Origin of the sequence: Aliifodinibius sp. S!AR15-10, from assembly GCF_031569985.1 — a bacterium.
GTDB lineage: Bacteria > Bacteroidota > Rhodothermia > Balneolales > Balneolaceae > JAMQKA01.
In genome coordinates this window covers 1-2,165 of the sequence record NZ_JAMQKA010000100.1, presented here as the reverse complement: position 1 = coordinate 2,165, position 2,165 = coordinate 1, and the positions used below count along the sequence as shown (strand labels likewise).

The 2,165-nt window shown below is 35.2% G+C and carries 2 protein-coding genes; both read right to left on the bottom strand.

Going from position 1 to position 2,165, the window contains the following annotated elements; all coding sequences use genetic code 11:
* Window positions 1-110: 110 nt before the first annotated feature.
* Window positions 111-509, bottom strand: a complete 399-nt coding sequence (locus NC796_RS26450) for a hypothetical protein (RefSeq protein ID WP_310688887.1) — start codon at window positions 507-509, stop codon at window positions 111-113.
* A gap of 145 nt (window positions 510-654) precedes the next feature.
* A complete protein-coding gene (locus NC796_RS26445) occupies window positions 655-1,848 on the bottom strand; it encodes a hypothetical protein (RefSeq protein WP_310688886.1) in 1,194 nt (397 codons plus the stop codon).
* Window positions 1,849-2,165: the final 317 nt, after the last annotated feature.

The following is a 2,165-nucleotide window of genomic DNA, read 5'->3' as shown; positions in this document are numbered from 1 at the left end:
CGCCGAGCGCATCAACACTGTCGAAGAGTACCTGAACTTTCGACCGGTTCGAAAATTTGATTACCTTAATCCCATCCAACAAACCCTAAAACACCGCTGTGTTGCATTAGTCACTTGAACACGGCCTCAAAAAAACTAAAATCTAAACTTTTTTGAAGGGCATAATCATAATTTGTGGTTAGAATATCATCGTATCCTAGAGTTGCTAATTCATGATGGAATTTATTGAATCCCTTTTTATCCTCAAGTTGTTTTTCAATACTTTCTCTTATGTATTTTTTTAACCTTTTGACCTTATCATCAAAATAATTACTTCCTCTTTTTTGGTGTAGCATTTCATCAAAAGCCAAAGGAAAAGGTTTAAATGCATTATCTAATTCAACATCTATATTAAATGTTACTTTTAGATCATTTAATAGTGCTTTCCAAGAAACTGATTGATCTTCATCTAATAGATTAACACCATTTCCAATTAGTAAAGCATTTTTATTTTGAGAGTCTTGAATCATAGAAATTGATTAGTGCTATAACGGCCTGCGGTTTAACCGGCTTTGCCTTATTGGCTGGTAATGTAATTAAAACTCAGAATTTCATTTAGCCAACATGAACCGGCAACCAGCGGCCAAGTCCGCGTTGAAACCGTTGTTATGTGTTTTATTTTTCTTGAAATATTGTTGGGTATGATGTACTTAAAAAAGTGACTGCACCAGGTTGCTTTAAGAATTTTTCAAGAAGAAATGTATCTGCCAAGCTAAAAACAGCACCTGATATCGGTTCAATTGCTCCAAGACCATTCGAGATTAAGAAATTAGTGCTTTTACCCCATCCCGTATTAATAAATTTTGAGAATTTGACTTTGAAATTGTTGAGCCTCTCTTCTAACTCTTCATTAGAAATATTGGCCGTTTTATTTAACCAATTTCTGAAATTCACAATTTCATCTTCTTCTCTGATATCTAGCAATTGCTCAAAGTTGATTTCATTTTTAGCAGTATCATCATCAATAATAGGAAGGCCAGCTACATTTACTACACGATGTAATTGTTCTTTTCTCTCACCTGTGTCTACAATCTGTTCAACAAATCTTAATTTTGCTTTAAAGATTGAAATTTCATGTGGTTTAAATCCGGATATGCTATTATAAATATCCATTTGTAAAATTTTCTCATTGAGACCTCCAATTGATAGCAATGCACTATCCAAGATGTGATACTCAGTCGCTTTATCAATACCAAGCAACTCTTTCAGATTACTTTCATGTTTAAAGAGATCATCATTAGTTAAATGGGTATTAACTTCAATTTGCTGTGCATCAATTTCTATGTCCAACTCGTTCTTAATCTTAATACATATTGCTTCTCTTAAACAATTACTATTGGGTGTTACATCGCTCCTAAAATCATTCTTTAAATCGTTTAAACTTTCTTCAGGATATGATGTTACAATTGAGTTTAATTGTTCCTCCAACTGTCTGAACTTCCGATCAGATATATCACAATCCTCTCTAATTTCTTCAATATTTGTTCTGAAAAGGTGAGAAGGATCCGTGCCAAATGCTTTTAAATCAGAGAAGCCAATAAGGTGCATCAGGTCTTTATTCTTGGAACCAATAGCTACTTTGTCATTATGAATTTGAATGACTCCAGATTGTAACAGGGACATTGTGGATTCAAATCCAATAGTGTTTAAGAGAATAGGTATTTCCTTCAATCTCCTTGATTCAATAACCAAGTTTTCAAAAAGAATTAATTTTTCAACAAGTTCTGGAAAAGAAAGAGATAGATTACCCGCCTCATCTTCATCGACCAGTTTGGCAAAATTTCTTAGTCTTATATCTCCATTTCCCATTGATTGAAAATATTTTTAAAAACACATAACGACCTAGCGCATAACCGGCGCACGGATTGATGTTGAATGGCAACTAACAAAAGAAGAGGCTTAAAACCAAGAGAGGCAACCAATAGGCGAGGTGCGTCCGCGTTAATGCGCTGGATATTGTTCATGGCCTCCTCCCGGGCGCTGATCTTCGGGGCGATTAAACCGGGAAGAGCGTAGATTACTATTTTCCCAACCGTAAACTAACCCGAGAGGTACAGCCATGAACGTGTACACTGATCAACATCCATATTACTGCGGCATCGATTTGCATGCAAGGAGCATGTATA

What these genes read in the sequence shown, in the direction of transcription:
- NC796_RS26450 (WP_310688887.1), bottom strand. Translation starts at nt 509, where the DNA reads ATGATTCAAGACTCTCAAAATAAAAATGCTTTACTAATTGGAAATGGT.
- NC796_RS26445 (WP_310688886.1), bottom strand. Translation starts at nt 1,848, where the DNA reads ATGGGAAATGGAGATATAAGACTAAGAAATTTTGCCAAACTGGTCGAT.